The sequence below is a fragment of the Alistipes provencensis genome (assembly GCF_900083545.1).
GTDB lineage: Bacteria > Bacteroidota > Bacteroidia > Bacteroidales > Rikenellaceae > Alistipes > Alistipes provencensis.
Genome location: NZ_LT559262.1, coordinates 1,108,198 through 1,130,394, shown reverse-complemented (window position 1 = coordinate 1,130,394; position 22,197 = coordinate 1,108,198). Strand labels below are relative to the sequence as shown.

Annotated in this window: 18 protein-coding genes; 9 read left to right on the top strand and 9 right to left on the bottom strand. The window is 59.0% G+C overall.

The window, feature by feature from the left end; translation table 11 throughout:
* Positions 1 to 25 precede the first annotated feature (25 nt).
* The 9 genes from BN5935_RS04520 (at position 26) to BN5935_RS04480 (ending at position 13,543) form a co-directional block, all read left to right on the top strand.
* On the top strand, positions 26 to 3,238 hold the full coding sequence (locus BN5935_RS04520) for a SusC/RagA family TonB-linked outer membrane protein (RefSeq protein ID WP_235821010.1): 3,213 nt from the start codon (positions 26 to 28) through the stop codon (positions 3,236 to 3,238).
* A gap of 14 nt (positions 3,239 to 3,252) precedes the next feature.
* Positions 3,253 to 5,130, top strand: coding sequence for a SusD/RagB family nutrient-binding outer membrane lipoprotein (locus tag BN5935_RS04515; RefSeq protein WP_082944029.1), 1,878 nt, complete (start codon positions 3,253 to 3,255; stop codon positions 5,128 to 5,130).
* Between the two features lie 33 nt (positions 5,131 to 5,163).
* Complete coding sequence (locus tag BN5935_RS04510) at positions 5,164 to 5,508, top strand: PKD-like domain-containing protein (protein ID WP_235821009.1); 345 nt, start codon at positions 5,164 to 5,166, stop codon at positions 5,506 to 5,508.
* 65 nt (positions 5,509 to 5,573) lie between these two features.
* A complete protein-coding gene (locus BN5935_RS04505) occupies positions 5,574 to 6,722 on the top strand; it encodes an acyltransferase family protein (protein ID WP_082944193.1) in 1,149 nt (382 codons plus the stop codon).
* A 10-nt stretch (positions 6,723 to 6,732) separates the two neighbouring features.
* Entirely contained in the window at positions 6,733 to 8,289 is a 1,557-nt protein-coding gene (locus BN5935_RS04500) for a family 20 glycosylhydrolase (RefSeq protein WP_064975058.1), read from the top strand.
* A 1-nt stretch (position 8,290) separates the two neighbouring features.
* Positions 8,291 to 9,892 (top strand): beta-N-acetylhexosaminidase, encoded by a 1,602-nt coding sequence (locus BN5935_RS04495; protein WP_064975057.1) that lies wholly within the window; start codon positions 8,291 to 8,293, stop codon positions 9,890 to 9,892.
* A gap of 26 nt (positions 9,893 to 9,918) precedes the next feature.
* Entirely contained in the window at positions 9,919 to 11,292 is a 1,374-nt protein-coding gene (locus BN5935_RS04490) for a PKD domain-containing protein (RefSeq protein ID WP_064975056.1), read from the top strand.
* 10 nt (positions 11,293 to 11,302) lie between these two features.
* Complete coding sequence (locus tag BN5935_RS04485; protein ID WP_064975055.1) at positions 11,303 to 12,352, top strand: glycoside hydrolase family 18 protein; 1,050 nt, start codon at positions 11,303 to 11,305, stop codon at positions 12,350 to 12,352.
* A gap of 12 nt (positions 12,353 to 12,364) precedes the next feature.
* Positions 12,365 to 13,543: a DUF5009 domain-containing protein gene (locus BN5935_RS04480; protein ID WP_082944028.1), complete on the top strand. Its 1,179-nt coding sequence runs from the start codon at positions 12,365 to 12,367 to the stop codon at positions 13,541 to 13,543.
* A 49-nt stretch (positions 13,544 to 13,592) separates the two neighbouring features.
* Here BN5935_RS04480 and BN5935_RS04475 read toward each other — a convergent pair whose 3' ends face one another.
* The 9 genes from BN5935_RS04475 to BN5935_RS04435 all read right to left on the bottom strand — a co-directional run bounded on the left by BN5935_RS04475 (position 13,593) and on the right by BN5935_RS04435 (position 21,925).
* Positions 13,593 to 13,994 carry a structural protein P5 gene (locus tag BN5935_RS04475; protein ID WP_064975053.1) on the bottom strand — a complete coding sequence of 134 codons (402 nt, stop codon included), beginning with the start codon at positions 13,992 to 13,994 and terminating at the stop codon, positions 13,593 to 13,595.
* A complete protein-coding gene (locus BN5935_RS04470; RefSeq protein WP_064975052.1) occupies positions 13,987 to 14,412 on the bottom strand; it encodes a phage holin family protein in 426 nt (141 codons plus the stop codon). The genes BN5935_RS04475 and BN5935_RS04470 overlap by 8 nt, the downstream gene beginning before the upstream one ends.
* Positions 14,387 to 14,860 (bottom strand): DUF6712 family protein, encoded by a 474-nt coding sequence (locus tag BN5935_RS04465; RefSeq protein WP_064975051.1) that lies wholly within the window; start codon positions 14,858 to 14,860, stop codon positions 14,387 to 14,389. The genes BN5935_RS04470 and BN5935_RS04465 overlap by 26 nt, the downstream gene beginning before the upstream one ends.
* A 133-nt stretch (positions 14,861 to 14,993) precedes the next feature.
* On the bottom strand, positions 14,994 to 16,220 hold the full coding sequence (locus BN5935_RS04460; RefSeq protein ID WP_064975050.1) for a phage portal family protein: 1,227 nt from the start codon (positions 16,218 to 16,220) through the stop codon (positions 14,994 to 14,996).
* Between the two features lie 68 nt (positions 16,221 to 16,288).
* On the bottom strand, positions 16,289 to 17,266 hold the full coding sequence (locus BN5935_RS04455) for a hypothetical protein (protein ID WP_064975049.1): 978 nt from the start codon (positions 17,264 to 17,266) through the stop codon (positions 16,289 to 16,291).
* Positions 17,267 to 17,389: 123 nt separating this feature from the next.
* A complete protein-coding gene (locus tag BN5935_RS04450) occupies positions 17,390 to 18,262 on the bottom strand; it encodes a Clp protease ClpP (protein WP_064975048.1) in 873 nt (290 codons plus the stop codon).
* Positions 18,259 to 18,525, bottom strand: coding sequence for a hypothetical protein (locus BN5935_RS04445; RefSeq protein WP_064975047.1), 267 nt, complete (start codon positions 18,523 to 18,525; stop codon positions 18,259 to 18,261). Before BN5935_RS04445 ends, BN5935_RS04450 begins: the two co-directional genes overlap by 4 nt.
* Positions 18,525 to 20,876 carry a hypothetical protein gene (locus BN5935_RS04440; RefSeq protein ID WP_064975046.1) on the bottom strand — a complete coding sequence of 784 codons (2,352 nt, stop codon included), beginning with the start codon at positions 20,874 to 20,876 and terminating at the stop codon, positions 18,525 to 18,527. Before BN5935_RS04440 ends, BN5935_RS04445 begins: the two co-directional genes overlap by 1 nt.
* Positions 20,867 to 21,925 carry a hypothetical protein gene (locus tag BN5935_RS04435; protein ID WP_064975045.1) on the bottom strand — a complete coding sequence of 353 codons (1,059 nt, stop codon included), beginning with the start codon at positions 21,923 to 21,925 and terminating at the stop codon, positions 20,867 to 20,869. Before BN5935_RS04435 ends, BN5935_RS04440 begins: the two co-directional genes overlap by 10 nt.
* Positions 21,926 to 22,197 lie beyond the last annotated feature (272 nt).

Below are 22,197 nucleotides of genomic sequence, written 5' to 3'. Positions count from 1 at the left end.
ACCTTACTAACTTAATTCAAATGATATGCTAAGACCATTACAATTACAGATTTGCGGCGGATTGGCGCGGTTTTTATCCGTGCTGATCCTGTCGGTCCTCTGCTGCTCCGCGGCAGTGGCTCAGCAAAATGTTACCGTTACGGGTATCGTAACGAATGAGGCGAAGCAACCGATCGTCGGGGCCACGGTCATTCAGGAAGGGACGACTCGTGGTGCAACAACCGATTCGAAAGGTCGGTTCACGCTCAGCGTGTCCGACAAGAACGCCACCCTGCAGGTATCGTTTATCGGTATGGCTACGCAGTCGGTTCCCGTCGGCGGCAAGACCAACCTCGAGATCGTACTCAAGGAGGAGGCTGTTTCCGTGGGCGAAGTCGTCGTCACGGCCCTCGGCATCAAACGCGAGGCCAAGGCTTTGGGTTACGCCGTGTCGTCGGTGGGCAAGGAAGACCTGACGGCGGGGCGCGAGTCGAACATCATGCAGGCGATGATCGGAAAAGTCGCCGGAGTCGACATTTCGACGACGACGGCCGGTCCGACGGGATCGTCGCGCGTGCTGATTCGCGGTAACTCCCAGCTTTCGGGTTCGAACCTGCCGCTCTATGTCGTCGACGGGATGCCGGTCGATAATTCGCAGTTACAAGGTGCTGACGGCAAGTGGGGCGGTTCGGGTTTCGACTTCGGCGACGTCATGTCGTCGATCAATCCCGAGGATATAGAGAACGTTACGATCCTGAAAGGGCCCTCTGCGTCGGCGCTTTACGGTTCGATGGCCTCGAACGGTGTCGTGATGATCACGACCAAATCCGGTTCGGCCCGCAAGGAATCGCTCGGTATCGAGGTGTCGTCGAATATCAGCTTCACGACGCTGCTGTCGAAGTTCGACGATTACCAGCGCGTCTACGGTCAGGGGCGTAATGGTACCATTCCCCTCACCGATTCCGACGGTCGTGGTACGACACAGGTTGCATGGGGCGGTAAGCTCGATCCGAATATCATGATTCAAATCTATAACGGCGAATGGAAGCCTTACGGCAACGTGAACAATAATGTGTTGTCGTTCTTCGATACGGGTTTCACCGCTCAGAACTCGGTGTCGCTCTCCAATGCGACCGAAAAGACTTCGTTCCGTTTTGCCGTGACCGACATGCGCAACAAGGATATCGTTCCCAAGTCGGAGTTCAACCGCACGAATATCACCATGCGCGGTACGACGAAGCTGGGTAAGACGATTTCGGTAGACGCTTCGGCTTCGTATATCTACGAGGACGTGCAGAACCGTCCGGCGCTGACCGACAACGCCAGCAACATCGGCAACGCGCTGATCGGTATTGCTCCGAACTTCGACCAGAACTGGCTGGCTGATTCCTACAAGGACGAGAACGGGAATTATTATCAGTGGAATGGCAGCGACTATCGATTCAACCCTTATTGGGTCATCAACGAGATGCGTAACGAATCGAACCGTTCCCGACTGATGGGCAATGCGCGTATTTCGTGGGACATCACCCCGTGGCTGAAGCTGGCGGGGCGCGGCGGACTGGATACCTACAACTTCCGGGCTACTACTTTTTCGCCTATTTCGACGCCACGACAGGTCGAGGGTGCCATCAACGAACGTGTCATGAACGTCACGCAGACGAACCTCGAAGCGACGCTGACCTTTGCGAAAAAATACGGCGATTTTGATATCAACGCCTTTATCGGCGGAAGCCTTTGGCGGAACAAAAACGAACAGTTTACTACCGAGGGCCTCAAGCAGGTGATGCCGGGTGTGGACGATATCAACGCCTTTGAGCGCATCAACACTACGCATGGCCTTTATAAAAAGGAGGTGCGTTCGATGTTCGGTTCCGTGAGCCTCGGATATAAGGGGTGGGCTTACCTCGACGCCACGATTCGCAACGACGTTTCGTCGACGCTCAGTCCGGAGAATCGCTCCTATTGGTATCCGTCAGTTTCGGGCAGCCTGATTTTCTCGAGCCTTTTCAATCACGGCGACTGGTTCTCGTTCGGAAAACTGCGTGCTTCGTGGGCCAATGTCGGCGGCGACACCGATCCTTACCAGCTCTATCTCGACTTCGGTACGAAGGGTTTCAAACTCAACGGACAGTCGTTGGGCGAGGTGTCCAGTACTGTGATTCCCTATTATGACCTGAAACCTACGGCCAGTTACTCGATGGAAGTCGGCCTCGACGTCCGTTTCTTCCAGAGCCGGCTGAGTTTTGATCTGACGCTTTACCAGCAGACGACCAAGGATCAGATCATGAGCCTGCCGATCTCTTCGAGTTCGAGCTTTACACGGGCGCTGATCAATGCCGGCGAGATCCGTAACCGCGGTATCGAGTTGGCTGTAACAGGTATTCCTATGAAAGTCAAGTCATTCCAGTGGGAGACGACTTTCACCTATGCCACGAACGATAACAAGGTGCTTTCGTTGCATCCCGACGTCCCGTCCTACGAACTGACTGCTGCACGCTGGGCCAACGCCTACATCTATGCTATGGAGAATCAGCCCTATGGCGTGATCGTGGGTCAGGCGCAGAAGCGCACGCCCGACGGCCGCGTGATCGTGGATGAAAAGGGCCTGCCGACCTTCGATACCAACGTTTCGGTGCTCGGCAAGGGCACTTACGCCCATACGCTCGGCTGGTCGCACAACTTCACTTGGAAAAATCTGAACCTGCGCATGCTCTTCGATGCCAAGTTCGGTGCCGATATGTACTCGATGTCGATGATGCAGTCCTATTACAACGGTACCGCGAAAGAGACGCTTAAAGGTCGTGACGGCTGGTATCGTTCCGAACAGGCCAAACGTGCTGCCGGTTCTCCTGCCGATTGGAAAGCTACGGGCGGTTATCTGGTGGACGGTGTGAAAATAACCGGGACGGATGATCAGGGCAATCCGATCTATGCCGAAAATGACATTTACGTCAATCCGCAGTCCTACTGGCAGGCTTTCCAAGACGTCTCGCCCGAGCCGTTCATCATCGACGCGTCGTATGTCAAGTTCCGCGAGCTGGCGTTTTCGTTCGATTTCCCGAAACGCTGGCTGCGCAAGACGCCTATCGCCGGCGTGCAACTGACAGCCTTTGCCCGCAACCTGTGTATTCTCTATACGAACGTGAAGAACATAGACCCCGAGTCTTCTTACTACAACGGAAACGGTCAGGGTTTCGAGTACGGTTCGCTGCCTTCGAGAAGAACCTTCGGTTTCGGTATCAAAGTTAAATTCTAAACGATTTTCCGACCATGAAAAAACTATCAATATACCTGTTGTCTGCACTTGCGGTTGTCGCCAGCAGTTGCAGCGACCTGACCGAACTGAATATCAATCCGACGAAAGCCAACGGAACCATCGATCCCTCGCTGCTGGTTCCGACCATTCAGATGTCTCACTCGATGGGGCGTCAGAATGCGGCGCGGTTCTTTACTTATCCCGGCGAATGGGTCAACCACTGGAGCGGCTCGTGGGGAAATGTCGAATACGGCGGCAAGGGTATCCGCAACAACGGCTATTTCGCACGTCTGTGGCAGGACCTGTTCTACCCCGAGGCCGTGAAAAATGTCGTGGCGCTCGAGAATATCGCGGATAATGATCCCGAGATGGTCAATTACAGCGCAATTGCCAAAGTGTTGCGTGTGGAGACCTTTCTCAAGCTGACCGATTGCTATGGCGACGTTCCCTATTTTGAAGGCGGACAGGGCTATTACCAGTCGATCTTATCGCCCAAATACGACCGTCAGGAGGCCATTTATAATGACTTTTTCGAACGGTTGGATGCGGCCATCGCGCAGTTCGACGCCTCGAAGTCGTCGCCTTCGACAGATTGTTATTTCGCAGGCGATGTGGAGAAATGGAAGCGTTTTGCCGCTTCGCTCAAACTGCGCATAGCGATGCGTCTGATCAAGGTGAAGCCCGATGTGGCCCAGCAGAAAGCCCGGGAAGCGTTTGAGGCCGGGGTGATGACCTCGAATGCCGACATTGCAGCGGTCAAGCATGCCGAAGACTATGAGACGCTCGGCGCCGGTAACGGTTATGCGGACATCATTCTGCAGGTGACGGGTAATACGGGTCTCGGTATTACGCAGTACAAGATGACAACGGAATTCTTCAAGTCTCTCTGCGCGATGGACCCCCAGCAATATACGACGCCTCCCTATCGGCGTTATTTGGCGCTCGACCCTCGTCTGTTGCTTATTGCCGGTGTTTATGTGACGACTTCGGGTGCGGGACTTCCTGCTTGGGGCGATGCGGTCGAGGTAACCGAGCTGATGCGTAAGTTCAATGCCGGATATGCCGGCAATCAGGGGCCTGCTGATTTGAGCGCGACTGTCGACGGCTACATCAATATCGGCGGTTATCTCACGTTGCCCGCTCAGGATTTCACCTATGGCGGCGGTAATCAAGGGCCCGGAGAGAACGGTTATCAGGGTGCGGCGAAGACGCGCAGCGTCTGGGCTCAGGGCATTACGTCCGCTATGGTCGATGCCGCAACGTGGATGACCGAGGAGGAGCGTGCCGAACTGAAGCGTGCGATCGGCAGCTATACGGTGCCCCATGCTATGTACCGTCTTTCGCCTTCGCGGACCATCATGGCCGTGGACAGCCCGTGGATTCACATGAGCTATGCCGAAACGCAGTTCCTGTTGGCCGAGACGACCATTCGGGGCTGGGGAATCGACACCGAAACGGCCGAATCGCGTTTTGCCAAGGGCTACGAAGCGGCCGTGAAGCAGTTCTCGCTGTTCGGGGTGAGCGCCGCCGACATGCCTTCGGATGAGGAGATACAGGATTATATGACGACCTACCTGCTTCCGGAAGTGGCGGCGGGCGGTACCCGGGCGCTTGAGGAGATCAACAAGCAAATCTGGATTCTCCACTTCATGGATCCTATTGAAGCGTGGTCGAATCTGCGCCGTACGAACGGTATGCCTACGGCCTATTGCAAATGGTATAATCGTTATCCGTCAGAAAACCAGTCGAACGGATTGCGTCCGCTGCGTCTGACCTATCCGATCGAGGAGCAGAGTAAGAACACTGTCAACTGGCAGGAGGCCGTTGACCGTATGGGTGGTTCGGATGACTGGACGGTGCCCGTATGGTGGGATGTGCAGAATGCACAGTAACTGTTTAACCCGAAAAACGAAAAGATTATGAAAATGTTGAAATATATATTGCTTCTACTGGCCGGGCTCGCTTGTTTTGCTTGTAGCGAGGATGAGGGTAATCCGCCTTTTGCGGACGATGAACTCTACATTTACGACCAGACCGCCGAATCGTTGACCGCAGTTGTCGGGCAGGAGTTCAAACTGAGTCTGATAGTTTCTCCGAACGACGGTTCGGTGGAGTGCACATGGTTGCTTGATGAACAGGCCATCGGCAATTCGAAGGATCTGGTCTACACCTTTACCCAACCGGGTACTTTCGCACTGCGTTTCGAGGCGGTGCGCGGTGCACGGGCTATTTCGATGCGCTATACGCTTACTGTGACCGCAGCCAATTAACCCTGTCCGGATTCCGGAGGCTAACCTCCGGAATCCGGGATTTTTGCCGACCAATGGAAAAAATGATGAAATCCGAAAGACTGCTATCGCTCGATGTCATGCGTGGTATGACAATCGCCGCCATGATTCTGGTGAATAATCCGGCTGTGTGGGGTAAAGCCTATGCTCCGTTGCAACATGCCTTCTGGCACGGGATGACGCCGACCGACTTGATCTATCCGTTTTTCGTCTTCATCATGGGGGTATCGGCTTTCTTTTCCCTTTCGAAGCGTTATGAAGGGGTTAACAGAGGGGCTTTTTCCCGGATACTGCGCCGCAGCGTGATTATCTTCGGCGTAGGATTGCTGTTGCAGGAGATCAGTTATTTTGGTTACGGGACAGCGAATTTCCTGTCGGGGCAGACACCTGCCGGCGCAACTTGGTTCGAAACGGTTTTCCCGTTCCGGACGTTTCGGATTCTGGGTGTGCTGCAGGGTCTGGCGCTGGTTTACCTGTTTGGTTCCACGGCATTGCTCTGTCTGCGTTTCCGGCATCTGATTGTTGCCGCCGGAGGATTGCTGCTCCTCTATCTGGTGCTGCTTCAGACGGGTAATGGCTATTCACTTTCGGCCGACAACATCATCGCGGTGGTAGACCGTGCCGTTTTGGGCGAAAGCCATCTTTACAAGGAGTGGTTGCCCGACGGTACCCGGCTGGCTTTCGAACCCGAGGGGCTGTTGAGCACCTTGCCGCGGATCGCGCAGTTCCTGCTGGGATGCGCCGCCGGGCGGATACTGCTTGCGAAAGAGGATGCCCCGATGCGTTTCGGCCGTCTGTTCGCATTCGGAACGGCGCTGCTCTTTACGGGGCTGCTGCTGCAATACGGCGATCCGTTCAACAAAAAGATTTGGAGCAGTTCGTTCGCACTGGCCACTTCGGGATTCGCATCGCTGCTGCTGGGGCTGTTGTGCTGGGTGATCGACCTGCACAAACAGGTGCGGTGGACCGGGTTTTTCCGGGTATTCGGTGTCAACCCGTTGTTCCTCTATGTCGCTGCTTGGGTCCTGTCGGTTACGTTGGGCGCCCTTTCAATTAAGAGCTGGTTCTATACGACGCTGATCGACCCGTTGTTCGGCGACGCTTCGGGGTCGCTGGTCTATTCGTTGTGCTTCATTTTGCTGGTTTGGAGCCTCGGATTGGTGTTGTACCGCCGGAAAATTTACATCAAAATCTGAAAATGCTGCCATGAGATACCGCTTTTCGAATCTTGTCGCGGGGTTGCTGATGCTTTTTGCGGGCATCGGAACCTGTGATGCCCGGACCGGGAATTTCCCTATCCGGGCCTTCCACCTCGATTTCCGTACCGAGGTGATGACGCTCGATGCAATGAAACGTTTTGTAGACCGGATTTCCGAACGGGGGATCAACACGCTTGTCATGGAGTGGGAGGCTACCTTTCCTTTCGATAAACATGCCACGCTGTCGAATGCATCCGCTTTTACCCGCGAGGAGGTGATTTCGTTCATCGACTATTGCGGCGGACGGGGCATCGAGGTCATTCCGTTGCAGAATTGCTTCGGACATTGTGAATACATCCTGCAGCATGAGCGGTACCGCGCTCTGCGGGAGGATGCCAAAGACCCTTCGCAGGTCTGTCCGTTGAAAATCGAGGAGGCGACAGCCTGTTTCTCGGAGTTGTTTGCAGAAGTGGCGGCACTCCATCCGTCGAAATATTTCCATATCGGCGCCGACGAAACCTATCTGCTCGGTCTGTGCGGGAATTGCCGCGCCGCGGCCGACCGGGAAGGCAAGTCCCGTTTGTTCGTGGACTATGTCAAGGCGATGTGCGAGATCGTGCACCGTCTGGGCAAGACACCCGTTATCTGGGCCGACATTATCCTCAAATACCCCGAAGCACTCGACGAGTTGCCCGACGACCTGATCTTCGTGGACTGGAACTACGGCTGGGAACCGGACCGTTTCGGCAAGCTGGACAATCTTCTCTCCCGCGGCGTAAAATTATGGGGAGCGCCGGCATTGCGCTCCGGACCGGATAACCTCTATCTGACACAGTGGAAAAAGCATTTCGACAATCTGGCTGTTTTTGTCGGGTATGCGCGTGAGCATGATTATGGAGGTATGATCGAGACTTCGTGGTCTACGAGCGGCACTTACGGCTATTGGTTCGATAACGGACACGAGATCCTCTCGATGCAGCCCGTTCGACTGGTTTACCCCATGTCGGCGTTCCGGATTTTGGAGGCGGCCTGCTGCGAGGCGTTCGTGATCGATGCGCCGTTCAAACCGGAGGCGTTTGTGCGGCGCTACGCCCTGACGGAGCTGGGCCTTAACGAAACGGAGGCCGGTGTATTGTGGCGTTATTTCTCGATGCCGCAGGAGAGCATAACGGTTTCGGCTTCCGGAGCAAAGGATACTTCCGGGCGCGATCTGCAGGAGGTGATTGATGAGTGTGTACGCATGCGCGGTGAATTGGCGTTGCTCAAACCCCGTAAAAATGCAGAACAGGTGGCGCATTATCTGCTGATGCTCGATATCCGGATCAATTACCTGCATTTCAAGGCGGTCGAGGCCCGTTACCAGTCGGCGTCCTTCGATCGGTCCGGGATTCCGGAGCTGCTGTCTGGACTGAAAACGCTGCTCGCCGAAGCACGCACGCTGGATCGTCGCTTTGCGCGGCTCAACGGCGGTTACCTCAAAACGCATGAAATAGAGTATATAAACACCATGCGTTCGGTGAAGATGAAATCACTTTACGAACGACTGACAAACAACATCCGATAAGATGAAGAAAACCATTCTTGCAACCGCTGTCGCTTTGTTGGCAGCCGTTGGCGGCACTGCCGCAAAGCAGATCGACGTCGTACCCCGGCCGCTCTTTATGGAGGTTTCGGACCGCGAAGAGTTTCGCCTTTCCGACCCGCTTACGCTGCGGGTCGCAGTTTCCGAGCTGCTCTCTCCGGCCGGAATTTTCGCCGGTCAGCTCGAACGGATCGTCTCTTTTAAACCCGAGGTGGTCTGTGCAAAGGCGAAAAAGGGTGCTGTCAATATCTCTCTCGATGGAAAACTCGCCGAAGAAGAGTATCGCATCGAGGTTTCAGGACAGCGCATCGACCTTACGGCCGGATCGCCTCGCGGGGCGTTCCATGCCATGCAGACGCTGCGTCAGATCGCTGCCTGCTGCACCGGGGAGGGCGGAACGGTGATTCCTTCGCTTCGGATCGAGGATAAGCCCTTTTTTGCCTATCGGGGTATGATGCTCGACGTCTGCCGTCATTTCCGCAGCGTGGAGGAGGTGAAGCGTTATATCGACATCCTTTCGCTGCATAAGGTCAATACGTTTCATTGGCATCTGACCGATGATCAGGGTTGGCGGCTGGCGATCGGTAAATATCCGCGGCTTACCGAGATCGGTACCGTGCGTGCCCAGACTGTCGTCGGGCATGCCCGGACCAGTAAGGAATATGACGGAAAGCCTTATGGCGAGGGGATGTTCTATACGGCGGACGATGTGCGCGAAGTGCTTCGTTATGCCGCCGACCGCTATATCGACGTCATTCCCGAGATCGAGATGCCGGGGCATGCGCTGGCCGCGCTGGCCGCTTATCCCGAATTGGGATGCCGCGGCGAGGGATATGCCGTGTCCCCGACGTGGGGCGTTTTCGACGATGTCTTCTGCGCCGGGAACGACCGGGTCTTCGAGTTCATGGAGGGCGTGCTCGACGAGGTGATCGCGCTCTTCCCTTCGGGGTATATTCATATCGGCGGCGACGAGTGCCCGAAAACGCGCTGGAAAGCGTGTCCGGCCTGCCAGAAGCGGATCGCCGAAGAGGGACTTAAGGATGAGCACGAACTGCAAAGCTACTTTATGAAGCGCATCGAACGTTTCGTCAACAGCCGGGGCCGCCGGATCATCGGCTGGGAAGAGATTCTCGAAGGGGGTGTATCGCCGACGGCGACCGTGATGTCGTGGAAAAGCCCGCAGGCAGGTATCGAAGCCGCCAAACGGGGCAACAAGGTTATCATGGTGCCGTCGAAATTCAGTTATCTGGACTATTATCAGTCAGAGGATACGGCGAACGAACCTTTCGCCATCGGCGGCTATGTCCCTGTTTCCAAGGTGTATGGATACGATCCTTACGACCAGCTCAATGCCGGGGAACGCCGGGCGATTCTGGGCGTGCAGGCCAATCTCTGGACGGAATATATCTCTACCATGCCGCATGTCGAGTACATGGTGCTGCCGCGTATGGCTGCAATGGCCGAGAACGGGTGGTCGTACGACCGGAAGGATTACGACGATTTCGTACGGCGCATGCAGTCGCTGCGCAGGATCTACGATCTGTGCGGATTCAACTATGCGAAGCATATTTTCATTCAAAATTGAAACCTATCTTGTAAAATTTACCGACTATGAAACATGTATTGAAAAGAGCGCTGTGGGTATTGCTGCCCGGAATTTTCGTTATGTTCGGAAGTTGCAGCGATGACAAGACGGCGACGGTGGCGCCGCCCGTCGTTTCGTTTCCCGTGACGGATGCCGAAATGGAAGTGGATGTGGAGGAGGAAATCACGTTCAAAGCCGTCGTCGAAAACGATGAGGAAGCCGACTGCATTTGGTATGTGAACGGTGTCGTGGCCGCTTCCACGCCGACGATGGCCTACACATTCGCCCAAGTGGGGCTTTATACCGTGCGCTGCGAAGTGTACAACGGCGGAGGGCGTATCGCGAAAGTCTATAAGGTGAAAGTCAACGGGATTCCGCTGGAGGTGGAATTCTCTGAATCTGGAAATGCGCTCTCCTGCGATCAGGGCGACGAGGTACATATTACGGCAACCGTGGTGGGTGGCGACAAGGAGGTGAAGCACTCTTGGAGCATCGACGGCGCAGTCGTTTCCGAGACGGCCGATTTCACCTATACGTTCATGGATGCCGGGACCTTTACGCTTGCCTATGCGGGAGCCAATGCTTATAAGATGACCGCTGCGAAGAGCTGGACGATTCAGGTGGCCGAGGTCGAAATGCCGCTGACGATCGAATTCTCGCCTGCGCCGAAGACGTCGATCCGCTGTGAAACGGGCTCCTCCGTGAAGATCGGGACCGACGTGAAATATGGCGGGGACGGACTCGTACATGTCTGGACGGTCGACGGCGCGAAGGTCTCCGACGACGCGATGTTCGAATACACTTTCACGCATCCCGGCACCTATGCGGTCGCTTACGAGGGCAGAAATACCGAACAGGAGACCGTGACGGCTTCATGGACGGTCGAAGCGACGTACCTGTTCGCCGATTTCGAGGGCCTTGCAGCTCTTCCGGCCGATATCGAGGACAGCAACAAGGCGTTGTCGTTGGTGGAAAATCCCTTCAAAACCGCAACGAACGCGAGCGCTGCGGTATTGATGAATAAACTGGGTGGCTGGACCACCTCGGGTATGTTCAAACTCCTGTTATCGGACGTCTCCAACCCCGAACAGTATTCGACTCTGCGTGTGAAGATTTACCTCGGTACGAACCTCTACTATCCCTACATCTATTTCACCGATTACGCCCTGCCCGTTACGGTCAACGGCGAGACTTACGAATCGCAGGAGGAGTGGCGGAAGATCGTGCGAACGGACGACTGGAACGTGCTGGTCTACGATCTGAGTACGAACCTCGGGGCCGCTGTTGAGCTCCAGTTTCGGCCGCTGTCGAACTGGGACCATTCCAATTTCATCTACACGGGCGATCCCGCGACCGATAACCGTACGGTCTATTTCGACGATATCGAATTTTTGAAATAAGCATCCGATTATGAAAAACGCCTTTTTTTCGTATTTCCTGTTTCCGCTGACACTCATGTCGCTCGCCTCCTGCTCTTCGTGCTCCTCCTCTTCCGGCGAGGAGCCCGACGGGCCGAAGCCGTCCGTCTCGCGGTGCATCGTCGCCGGTTACTCCAACGCCGGGCGCATTTCGTCGGCGTCGCCGGCCGATTATCCCTATCTGAAATATCCGACGCGCATCTATTGTTTCGGCATTTCGCCTGATGCTCAGGGCGTATGGTACGTCAATCCCGAGCGTGAGCGGCAGCAGAACACGATTCGCGCGGCTATGACTGCCTCACAGGAGGCCTTCCTTGTTGTGGGCGGCGGTGCTACGGCTGGCAACATGTACCGTATGGGAACCGATCCGGCTAAACGGGCCGCTTTTGCCAAGGCGGTCGTCGGATATGCGCATGAACGCGGTTTCGACGGGATCGACGTCGATTGGGAAACCGATTGGTCGGTAGAACCGTTTCTGCATGTCCCCGAGGACGATATGGTTGACCTGCTGCAACAGATTCGGGCGCGGATGGCCGAACTTCCCGCCGGCACAAAGGTGCGTCAACTGACAGCGGCGCTTTCTTCCAGTACGCGCGGACAATCGATGGGCGGCCGGATCGTCGATTACGTCGACCATATCAACGTGATGATCTACGATACTTATGGTACCGAAGAGGAGGGTTATCCCCATGCGCCGATGCGTGTCCTGAAAGAGTCGCTTGCCGGCTATGCGGCCAAAGGCGTGCCCAATTCGAAGATCATTGTCGGCGTACCTTTCTATGGAGGAAACAAAAGCGTGTCGCCGGTCGTAACACAGTCTTACAATACGCTTTGTGCCATGGCGGGTGGTGCGATCACGGCCTCTTCGAATGCCTACGGAGGCTATGCCTTCAACGGTGTCGATCTGATGCAGGAGAAGACGCAGTATGTATTGGATAACGGCTATGCGGGACTTACGATCTGGGAGCTTTCGCAGGATATGCCCTATGACAATCCGCTTTCGCTGCTGCGTGCGATCAAGAGCGTGGCTGACATAAAGTAAACCGCCGAAACCATGGTCGAACGACGTAACAGAATAGCCGCTATCGATGTCTTTCGTGGACTGACGATGTTCTTCATGCTGTGGGTGAACTCCTTCTGGAGCCTGAGCGAAGTGCCGCACTGGTTGCAGCATGCGGCCCGCGGCGAAGACATGCTGGGCTTCTCGGATACGATTTTCCCGGCGTTTCTCTTCATCATGGGGGCTTCGGTTCCGTTGGCGGTCGCCGGCCGTCGGGCCAAAGGCGATTCGACGGTGAAGATCGTATGGCATATTTTCACGCGAGCCTTTGCTCTGGTGGTTATGGGTTTGCTGACGGTCAATTTCGGAGATGCCTTCTCGGCTGCCGGCACGGGCCTTTCCCGTGGGAATTACGCAATGCTCATGGTCTTGGGGTTCTTTCTGGTGTGGAATGTCTATCCGAAGGCCGGGAATGTCTGGCAAAAGCGGGGTATTCTGCTGTTGCAACTTGTGGGTGTGGCGCTGCTGGTCTGGCTGGCGGTGATCTTCCGGGGTAGCGACGGTTCGGGGTTTTCCGTCCGGTGGTGGGGCATTCTGGGACGTATCGGGTGGACCTACCTCTTCTGCGCATTGATGTTTCTGGCAATCGGCAAGCGTTTGGCAGCGAATGTTGCTGTTGTTGCGTTAGTCGTGACGGGAGCTGTGATGCAGGCGTCAGGATTGATCCCCGGGGGGCTTCTGCCCAATCAGTTGACGATTTTTGCCTTCGGCAGTACGGGGGTGCTGCTTTCGCTGCTGCTCGAACGCTATGCTGATATCCGGACTCCATCCCGTTTCTATTGGATTTCCCTGTTCATCGGTGCGGGGATGCTCGTTGCAGGGCTTATTGCCCACCGTTTCTGGATTGTTTCCAAACTCGCTGCTACGCCGACTTGGTATTTCTACTGCTGCGCGATCTTTTTCCCGCTCTTCGCCTTACTCTACTACCTGACCGATGTCCGGGGGCGCACCCGTTGGTTTGCTTGGGTAAAGCCGGCCGGTACGGCGGCGCTGTCGTGCTATGTGGTGGCTTATGCGTGGAATCCGCTGAAGAACCTGATCTTTTCCGATCCGCTGTTGCGTCCCGAGTTTTCGGTCGGAGTTCTGGGTCTTGTCAACTCGTTCCTCTATGCCCTGTTGCTTATTTGGGCCGTTTGGTTACTGGGCCGCGGAGGGGTGAAGCTCAAGGTTTAACCTGATTCGGAGAATGTGTAAAAGGGGCTGTCGTAATGACAGCCCCTTTTTAGGTCGAGAACAGTTTCCATCCACGCCTTATTTCATCCGGGTCGGCCGTTGCGCCGTTCTCTACGCGGGAGATGGCCGCCGCGACGGGAACCATCACCGCCGGGTCGAGCGTGTCCAGCACCTCGTCGGGACCGATTCCCGTGTCGGCAGACACGGCGCGGATGTAGGCCTCGGTGTGGTTCTCCGAGGGCGGGGCCCAGCGCGAAATCATCTCCCGGATGGTCCGCAATCCGTGCCGCACCCGGTAGGTGTGCAGCAGCATGAAGACCGCCCGGTAACCCCATGCCAGCGACTCGAACTGCTTGAAGGCCGGGTCGCGCGAGGGCCGCACCTCGCCTTTGTAACGCACTCCCGACTGGCGGATGTTCCCCGGATTACAGTTCGACAGCCCCCTACTCATCGCCTGCCTCCTTTTGGATGCGGCGGTGGACATAGCGGCGCAGCCAGCGGAACAGCGGGGCGTCGGAGAGTTGAGCGGCATTTTCGAGGAACGACCACAGTTCCACCCCGCAGGTGAATCCCGTGAGGAGTTTCGCTACGTTCAACTGCATGAAATCCAGCACGCAGGTGTCGATCAGCCATGCCATGGCGATCGCCGTGACCGCCAGCGTGAGTTTGACCACCGTGCGCCATGCCTTGCAGCTTTCGAAGTACCACGCACGGCCCTCGCGGCGGGCAGAGGTGCGATCGGCGGCCACACCCGAGAGGAAATCGATGCCGATGAAGACCACAGTGGTGGCTACCAGCGGCCCGATCGGGGCGAACAGGGCGGCGATCCCCGCCGCTGCGCCGCTAACGAACCTGAACAAAGCCTCCATCGGTCGTGCAGCGGTTGAGGATGTCGTTTTCGGGGTCGTATTCCGGGAATTCGTCCCGGTGTGCGTGAAGATGTTCCGCGGCGCGGCGCAGCAGCGTCCGGGCCTGCGTTTGCAGACCTTGCCGCAGGGTGCGGAGTGCCGTTTCTCCGGCGGGCTGGCCGTAGGCCGATTTCGGGGCCGACGTGCCGCATGGTCCGGTGCGGACATCGAGCCGCGGCTGGATGGCGAGGCGGGTGAACAGGGCTGCCGGGGCCGCGAGGTATTCGGTCCGGAAGTCGGGATAGGAGCCTGCGAGGAGCTTTTCGTAAAGGGTCCGCCCCACGACGGGGACGATGTGGCGTTGTTCGGCCCCGGCGATGTCGGCTTCGGCAATGGTCTCCGGCGGCAGTTGTTCCCCGTCGCCGAACGCGAGGCGCAGGACCTGCAGGGGTGTGATTAATGTTTTCATAGGGAATGGATTTGAGAAATTTCGGTCGCATGCGATAAGTCCCCTCCGAGGAGGGGATTTAGGGGAGGGTCAGACTTGTAAACGCGGCGGTACGCCGCGAATAAAACCTGCGGAAGTGAAACGGGAGATCGGGTTAGTCGATACTTTTAATATTGTATTTCGTTATTTCCGAGAGGAAAGCCTGCTGTTTCGGGTCCTCCGGATCGTAGTCCAGCCCGTCGGCCTTGCGGGCCTCCCAGACCTTCATGTAGATGGGTTTCGAACGCGTCGGGGGCCGGTTGACGACCTGCAGCGACGCCGTGTCGAATCCCAGCACCGAGCCTATGACGGCGCGGATCGGCTCGGTGAGTTCGGCCTGCTCGGCGAGGATCACCGTGTTGAGCGCCACCTCGTATTCGTGGAGGATGCGCTCGGCGCTGAATCCCGAGGCGTAGTCCAGTCCGCTCAGGGTCCGGAACCACGAGTGGGCCACGACGATGTCCCCGACGGCCTGTTCGTGCAGCGCCTGCCAGTCGCCTTCGTTCTGCGCCGTGATGGGGATGAAGCGCGAATGGTCGTCGTCGCCCCCGTCGCGGATGACGAACATCACCTGCCCGGGGTTCCCGGCGAACTTCTGCTCGGCGAGGCGCACGATGCGTTCGGCCTCGGCTTCGTTGTCCGCCGACGAGTCGAGCATCATCACACCCGACAACTGGAACGAGTTGTCCAGCCGCGAGATGTTCCAGCGGTCGGTTTTCCACGCGATGGCCGAGACGCTGAAGCCCGCGATGTAGGGCGGCACGCCGTAGTGTTCGAACATCGGTTCGTAATCCTTGTAGTGGACGATCGACCGCAGGGAGCCGTCCTCCTGCCGCTCGAACTGCGGATAGAGGGGCAGCGACCGTGCTTCGGCGGGTTTGAACGCCGCCCAGTCGTGGTGCAGCAGGATGTGCTCCGAGTCGCGGGCCACGCGGCAGCGCGAGGCGTCCTGATGGTAGAACGACAGGAAGGCGTGCTCCTCGTCGGTGACTATTTCGAGGAAGGCGTTGCCGAACAGCGACTTGTCGAAGGCCAGCTTGTTGAGCACCTGCCTCAGGCTCTCGCCGCTGCCGTTGACGCGGCGGACGAACGCCGCCAGCAGCGGCTCCCGGGTTTCGTCGCAGGTGAATCCCTTGCCCGAGATGTAGTCGGCCTTGTCGTTGATGATGCGGCGGTGGGTCGTCGAGCGGCGGGCCATCAGGGCCAGCGCCGCCGGGAAGAGGTTGTCGTCGCCCCAGCGCCAGAATCGGTCGCTCTCGACCCGCGCCGTTCCCAGCGCGAAGTAGGGGTCGGTGCGGTTGGCTACCCCCACGGCGGTTTTGATTTTTTTCGCTTTGCTCATGGCGTTTTTCGGGTTTGGAGGCCGCGGCCCGCAGGAAAATCCCTGCGGGTGCGCGGTCCCGGGTTGGGTTACTGTTTGTAGGCGTAGGTGATCAGGGATGCGTCGAGGATCTGGCTTCCGGCCATGAAGACCGCGCGCTGGCGGTTCTCCATCTCGTCGGGGTTGTACCACATACGCACCTCGTTGCCGGGCATGTCGGACGTGTTGACCGCCAGCACGAGGTTGCGGCGGTCGGTCAGCATGCCGAACGACTGGTGGTAGGAGGTTCCCGCGAGGTAGCCGCCCAGCCGGAGGTCGATGACCGGAATCCCGTGATAGGCGAGTGTCCGGCGGCCGTTCACCGCATCGGTGTAGGCGGCGTCGGCGCCCTTCGAATCGAGGTATTTCTCGTAGAGGTGGCAGAGATCGGAGGTGACGAAGAACGCCAGTTGTCCGTCGGCCTTGAGGTCCTGAACGCGCAGGTCGGCCTTGTTCCACAGCTTGTCGAACAACTCCACGACATAGGCCGGGTCGGCGAGCGATGCCTCCTGATAGGTGAAGTTGTAGATGGCCTCGTCGCTGACTTGGGTGGTGATCGTCTTCAGGAAGCCGTCGAAGGTGTTGTAGCCCGATGCGCCGGCCGTGTTGCCGACCCACATCGTGGCACGGATGTTCTCGGCGAGAGCCTGCCTGAAGAGCATCGTTTCGGCCTGTTCGAGGTCGGTGCCCGAGAGGTCGTCCATGTTGACGTTGGCCAGCGCCGTGATCTTTTCGTAGACCATCGAGAAGTAGTCTGCGGCGGAGAATCCCAGTTCGGCCTTCACGCGGCTGAGGTTGACGGTCTTCTCCTTTTTGGTCGCCGGGGCGCCTCCCGTCCAGCCCGCAGAGGTGAATTTCTGGAGGATGTTGCGCTGTCCGTCCCAGAGTTGGATGTGCGTGGGCTGGGGCATGTTGTAGAGTACGCGCACGCCGAGTTCCTGCGCTGACTCTCCGGTCAGCATCGGGCGGAAGAAGATGTTTTCGAGATCGGTGCCGGTGTACTGTTTCGAATTTTCGAGATAGGTCATGGTGATGATTTTTTTAATTGTTTGTTTGATTTGATTGTTTGGTTTTGCCGTCGGGGACGGGTGTTGCCTGACCTCTTTTTAGTAAGGGGAGGCTTCTTCTCCGGCAATTTTGATTCTTCGTTTTTATCCGCGGAAACGCTTTGCGTCCTCGGCATAGGCGCGCTCGTTGGCCGAGCGGACCGTGTCGCCGTAGGAGGGGTCCTCGCGGGGCTGCGTGACGGTCGCCCTGACGCGCTGCCGGGCCTCGTCTGCCGCAACGGACGAATGCCGTTGCAGGGCCCGCACTTCCTCGCCGAAGTGGAGGACGTTGCGGTCGGCGGGCTTTCCCGCCCCGGGCCGCAGGCCGATACCGGCGAGCAGACGTTCCCAGCCCCGGACGATGTTCTTCGCCAGCGAGGGTGCCGGGCGTTCCGCTGCTTCGACGACCTTGTCGGCGAGCCCTGCCGCGACGGCCTCTTCGGGCGAGAGCCAGCGGCCGTTGCCGTTGTTCTCGGCCATCAGAGCCTCGAATTCCGCGGCCGGGCGTCCCGAACGGGCGGCGTAGACCGAGGCGATGCGGCTGTCGGTCTGGTGCAGGAGATCGAGTTTCCCGGCAAGCTCCGCGGCGTTGCCCTCGGTCGCGCAGACCGCCGTGTGGATCAGGTAGAGGGCGTTTGCCGAGATTTCGCGTCGCCCCTCCGAGGCCGCCTGTGCGATGATCGTCGCGGCCGAAGCCGTGTAGCCGTAACAGCGGGTGGTGATGCGCGCCGGAAGCTGGCTGAGCGCATCGTGAATCAGCAGTGCGTCGTTCACGTCGCCGCCCGTCGAGCGGATGTTGACCACCACCTCCGGGGCTTCGATCCCGGCGATGCCCCGCAGGGCGCTGCGGAAGCGTTCGTAGGTCGCCACCCGGGCTTCGGGGTCGTCGAACTGCCACTCCTCGGGGATGCCGATAGTCCCTTCGATGTCGATCTGGCAGACCTCGGCTGAATTTTTGATTTGGATTTCCGATTTCATGATTTGTGTTTGTAATAGGTGTAAAATGCGTTGCGCGCCTTTTCGTAGGAGCAGCAGTATTTCCCGGCCGCGGCCTCCAGCGCTTCGCAGCGGGGCACTCCCTCCCGTTCGAGGCGCTGCACCTCGTCGCGGATTGCCCGCCGTTCGCACCCCCGGCGGCTGATGAGTCCCAGTTCGAACAACCGCCGCACGGCCTTCGCCGTTTCGAGTCCCCGCACTTCGCGGAGGGCCGTTTGGGCCAGCATTTCGTCGTGCCGGGTCATCAGTCCTCTGTTAACCGATTGAACGTACAGCGCACCGAGGCTTTTTCGGGGTCGTAGTCGCCGACGGCGTGCAGCGCGGCCCGCACCACGCCTGCCCCGGTGTCGATGCGGAAGACCGAACGGATGTCCGGGGCTCCCGTGCCGGGCGAAAAGAGGGCTTCGAACTCGTGGGGCGCCAACCGCAGCGAGAGGGTGATGCGCTCGCGGGAAGCTTCCCGCTGGACTTGACGGTCGTAGTAACGGTGCAGTCCCGCCTGCCCGTCGCGGTCCTCGAAACAGAGCGTGAACCCCTCGTCCCCGGCGAGGTGGAACGCCGCTAACGGATACTCGGCCCGCCCCGAGGGATATCCCCACCGTTCGCCCGCAGGCAGCGGATGCATCCCGGCGTAACGGACGATGCGGGGTGTGAAGTTGGTGCCGTCCTCCTCCGCGCCGTCGCGGTCGCCGACCCGGAGGATCAACGCCGACGGGGCGTTGAGGTAGTGCCCTGCGGCGTTGAGCGAGGGGGCGAACAGCGGGTTTCTCAGCACCTTTTCGCCCTGCAGGGCGGCGTAGGATTCGGCGTCGAAGCTCCACGACCCCAGCGGCGATTCCTCCCCGGCGTCGAAGCGCGTCACGGCCCCGTCGCCGTCTTGATAGCGCCATGTCCGCACCTCGTGAATCTCCGGGGCGATCTCCCGCCGCTCGACCGGCTGTGAGAAATCGGTCCTGCGGCTCCAGTCCACCTCGGGTCCCGCCCCGAAGAACTCCCCTTCGGGTTCGATCCACACCGTTCGGGTCGCCTCTTCGGTGTAGAACCGCAGGTTGAAGAGGTGCCCCAGCGCTTCGAGCAGTTCCGCCTGCCGGATGCGGTGCTGCGCCACGTCGGCGAAGGCGATCCGCGACCCGAATCCGGGCCCTGCGAGGAATCGCGGACGCAGCGAGCACTCCTTGTGCAGTGTCAGCTTCATCCCCTCCTCGGCCCCCGCGAAGTAGATCAGGTTGAAGTATTTGGGCGACTGCGGCGAGACGCTCTCGGCAGCCGTGCGGAGCCGCACCTCGACGGTCGTTTCACCCGTCTCGCCGACATAGCCGTTGTAGAGCGCCCAGTCCCCGGCATAGGGCACCCACTGCGAACCGCTGCGGACGAGCAGCACCGGATCGGCGACCGTCCCCGAGGCCGGGGTCGTGACCTGCGCCGAACGGGCTGCGAAATCGGTCCACACCGTGCCTGCCGCTCCGTTGCGGGTGTAGGTCAGGCGGTACTGCACCCCTGCTATGTGGTCGAAGACCAGCGCCCGGTAGGTGAAGTTCGGCACGATCGTCCCGCGGAGGTCCTCGTATCGGTTGGCCAGTTCGAACCGGAACTCCGACCCCGGCCCGAGGTAGATGGTGTCGAACCCTTTGAGCCGCGTGCGCGAAACGATGCGGTGCTCCGAGGTGTATTTCAGGTAGTATTCGAACCCGACGCAGATCTCCGCGGGCGGCGTGAAGACGATCTTCCCGTTCTCCGTCGAGAAGCAGTTGCCGTTGTTGCAGAGCCCGCTGACGGCCTCGCCGTCCGCATCGACGCTCTGCGGTATGGCCGTCTCGACGATGTTGCCCACCGTGTTGGCTATCGCCTTGGGATTGGCCGAGACGCGTCCCAGCTCGTTGGCCGCCGCCGTCGCCGGGGCCAGCCTCCGGGCCGCGAATCCCATGCGGTTGGCCGCCGCCGTGGTGTCGCGCGACGAGTAGGCCCCGCTCATGTAGAGCGAGCGGAAAAACGCCGATTCCAGAAAGCGGCTCTTCACGTCGTAACCGGCTTCGCGGAAAATCAGCCCGACGAGGGTGGCGATGTGCAGAAAGGGGTGGTAGTCGTCCACCGAGAGGAGCCGTTCGGCCGGAAGCAGGTCCTGTGAACTGTTCTGCTGTTCGTATTCGTCGCGGTGAATGGGGAAGAACTTCACGGGCGAGGCATCCGTCCAGCTTTCGAAGATGGTCGTCGGCGTCAGCTCCGCCTGCCACGCCACGCCCAGAGCCGAAAACATCCTGCGGGCGGCGTTCTCGGCCCAGCCGACCCCTCCGTCGCGGATTTCGAGCGTGTAGCCCGTCTCCGATGTCGCCAGCAGGCGCACCGTCCCGCCGATCAGCACCGATCCCTCCGCCGTCAGTTCCGCCGTGTGGAGTGCTTCGTTGAACCGCCCGGCGGCGTGCGGGTCCCCGGCAAAGGCCACCACGGCGTCGTTGCGACGTGTCGCGGGGATTGTGATTTTCAGCGACCGCCCTTCGCGGCAGGCCTCCGGGTCGGCCAGTTTCGCGGCGTCGTAACCGGGTACGGCGATGGCTTTCTTGCTCAGGTCGCAGGGCTGTCCGTCGATTCTCAGTTCCATGACGTGCGGGTTTTGCGTTTGGGACGAACGGCGATTTCCAGACAGCTCAGCGTGCCGTGGCGCTGTATGACGGCTTCGTCGGTGGCAATGTCCACCGGGGTGTATACGTCGCCTCTGGCGATCCAGACCTCGGGTGCCGCCGTCAGCTCCGCAAGCGCCTCCAACACCTGCCGGCCCTCGTAGGCCGATACGAGCACTGTCTCGCGGTCTGTCTCCGCCGTTGCCACCGTGCGCCCGTCCGTCCCGTATGCCTGCTGCCGGACGCTCCGGACGATTGCCGTCTGCATGACGGGAAAGGTGTAATGCTCGACCGATCCCGCCCGACTGCACCAAGCGAGCCGCACAGCCTCCTGCCGGGCCGGAATTACGGAGTAAGTTACGGTTCCGCAGGCTCCGGCATCCACTGTCAGCGACTCGGCGCCCGGGAAATCGCGCAGGTCGAGACGGAAGAGATGCAACCCGGGCTCCGTTGCGTGGTAACTTTCGGCTGTCGCGGTGTCCCCGGCCAGCGCGGTCACCGTCACGGTGCAGGGCCCGTCGGTCAGCAGCGTCAGTTCGTCGCACGCTCCCTCGGGGATCAGGCGGCTGAGGGGCATCGAGGTCAGCAGACAGGGCGCTTCGGCAGCTCCGTCGCCCGGGCGGAACGTGCGCACCGGGGAGACGGCTTCGACTGCTCCGTCCGTTGCTGCAGCCTCGACGACGGCCGTGACTGTCCGGCCCGTCGCGGGACGGAACCCCGTGCCGCCCGTTGCCGGGACGAATTGCACGCGGCGGCGCAGATAGGGCGCGATGTCGAATCCGGCCGCAGTCACCGCTGCGAACCGCTTTGCGCCCAGCAGGGGATTTCCGTCACCGACCGGGCCGTCGGTCTGCCCGGCCATGCCGGATGTGCCGACCCCGCCTGTGTCGTCGGCCAACGCGACTGCTTTGGCCTCGGCCGCCGCTTCGACGATGCGGATGTCGATATTCCCGGCCGCCGCCTGCCCGACGGCGTAGCGGAGTTCTCCGCCGAGCGGGGCATACTGTTGAGGAATTTGTGTGAATTGCATAATGGGATTTTTAGAAAAAGGGAAAATTGAGACGATTTTCGCGCGGGCTTTGTGCCGTCTTTCCCGGTGTTCATCTGAGAGACGAGTTTCAGGAAGAGTGGTGGCGGAGATCGGGTACTGATGTGTAAAATACGGCCGAAGCCCTTCAATCCGGCGTCTTACGCCGGTGGTTTTGGTACTTTTGGCACAAAAGTACAAGGAGATCCAATTTGTCGATAAATTGGTTGAAAACCTGTTGATAATTGGTGAGAACAATTCACAATCTGTTGGAA

What these genes read in the sequence shown, in the direction of transcription:
- BN5935_RS04520 (WP_235821010.1), top strand. Translation starts at nt 26, where the DNA reads ATGCTAAGACCATTACAATTACAGATTTGCGGCGGATTGGCGCGGTTT.
- BN5935_RS04515 (WP_082944029.1), top strand. Translation starts at nt 3,253, where the DNA reads ATGAAAAAACTATCAATATACCTGTTGTCTGCACTTGCGGTTGTCGCC.
- BN5935_RS04510 (WP_235821009.1), top strand. Translation starts at nt 5,164, where the DNA reads ATGTTGAAATATATATTGCTTCTACTGGCCGGGCTCGCTTGTTTTGCT.
- BN5935_RS04505 (WP_082944193.1), top strand. Translation starts at nt 5,574, where the DNA reads ATGAAATCCGAAAGACTGCTATCGCTCGATGTCATGCGTGGTATGACA.
- BN5935_RS04500 (WP_064975058.1), top strand. Translation starts at nt 6,733, where the DNA reads ATGAGATACCGCTTTTCGAATCTTGTCGCGGGGTTGCTGATGCTTTTT.
- BN5935_RS04495 (WP_064975057.1), top strand. Translation starts at nt 8,291, where the DNA reads ATGAAGAAAACCATTCTTGCAACCGCTGTCGCTTTGTTGGCAGCCGTT.
- BN5935_RS04490 (WP_064975056.1), top strand. Translation starts at nt 9,919, where the DNA reads ATGAAACATGTATTGAAAAGAGCGCTGTGGGTATTGCTGCCCGGAATT.
- BN5935_RS04485 (WP_064975055.1), top strand. Translation starts at nt 11,303, where the DNA reads ATGAAAAACGCCTTTTTTTCGTATTTCCTGTTTCCGCTGACACTCATG.
- BN5935_RS04480 (WP_082944028.1), top strand. Translation starts at nt 12,365, where the DNA reads ATGGTCGAACGACGTAACAGAATAGCCGCTATCGATGTCTTTCGTGGA.
- BN5935_RS04475 (WP_064975053.1), bottom strand. Translation starts at nt 13,994, where the DNA reads ATGAGTAGGGGGCTGTCGAACTGTAATCCGGGGAACATCCGCCAGTCG.
- BN5935_RS04470 (WP_064975052.1), bottom strand. Translation starts at nt 14,412, where the DNA reads ATGGAGGCTTTGTTCAGGTTCGTTAGCGGCGCAGCGGCGGGGATCGCC.
- BN5935_RS04465 (WP_064975051.1), bottom strand. Translation starts at nt 14,860, where the DNA reads ATGAAAACATTAATCACACCCCTGCAGGTCCTGCGCCTCGCGTTCGGC.
- BN5935_RS04460 (WP_064975050.1), bottom strand. Translation starts at nt 16,220, where the DNA reads ATGAGCAAAGCGAAAAAAATCAAAACCGCCGTGGGGGTAGCCAACCGC.
- BN5935_RS04455 (WP_064975049.1), bottom strand. Translation starts at nt 17,266, where the DNA reads ATGACCTATCTCGAAAATTCGAAACAGTACACCGGCACCGATCTCGAA.
- BN5935_RS04450 (WP_064975048.1), bottom strand. Translation starts at nt 18,262, where the DNA reads ATGAAATCGGAAATCCAAATCAAAAATTCAGCCGAGGTCTGCCAGATC.
- BN5935_RS04445 (WP_064975047.1), bottom strand. Translation starts at nt 18,525, where the DNA reads ATGACCCGGCACGACGAAATGCTGGCCCAAACGGCCCTCCGCGAAGTG.
- BN5935_RS04440 (WP_064975046.1), bottom strand. Translation starts at nt 20,876, where the DNA reads ATGGAACTGAGAATCGACGGACAGCCCTGCGACCTGAGCAAGAAAGCC.
- BN5935_RS04435 (WP_064975045.1), bottom strand. Translation starts at nt 21,925, where the DNA reads ATGCAATTCACACAAATTCCTCAACAGTATGCCCCGCTCGGCGGAGAA.